The 399-nt window shown below is 58.9% G+C and carries 1 pseudogene; it reads left to right on the top strand.

What is annotated here, in order from left to right:
- Positions 1-241: 241 nt before the first annotated feature.
- A pseudogene (locus tag DBR24_RS32855) lies at positions 242-399 on the top strand (MFS transporter); the annotation flags it as partial.

The raw sequence follows: 399 nt of genomic DNA, 5'->3' as shown, positions 1-399 counted from the left end.
CTCACCCCAGCCCTCTCCCAGAGGGAGAGGGGGCCGACCGAGGTGTCTTGCGTCATACATCGACCTGAAAAAACGAGTCGATTATGGATTCAACGAAAAACGTTCAGGTCGGTGTACCTCCCAAATATCCCCCAATCAGTCCCCTCTCCCTCCGGGAGAGGGTCAGGGTGAGGGGCCTCTTTCGGATCCCTGCAAATTCACGTCTACTGTCCATCGCTCCGACCACACTCAAGGACTGAATGTGACCACCCCCCGCAACACCCATCTGATCATCGCCGCCCGGCTGATCTCCGACTTCGGCGCTTTCCTCAACATGGTTGCGCTGGCGACTTACGTCTACCTGCTGAGCAACAGCGCCATGAGCGTCGGGATCTTTCTCGCCAGCCGTGTAGGCGGGGG

It is taken from the genome of Pseudomonas sp. HMWF006 (genome assembly GCF_003061205.1).
GTDB classification, from domain to species: domain Bacteria; phylum Pseudomonadota; class Gammaproteobacteria; order Pseudomonadales; family Pseudomonadaceae; genus Aquipseudomonas; species Aquipseudomonas monsensis.
This window is presented reverse-complemented; position numbering and strand designations above follow the sequence as displayed.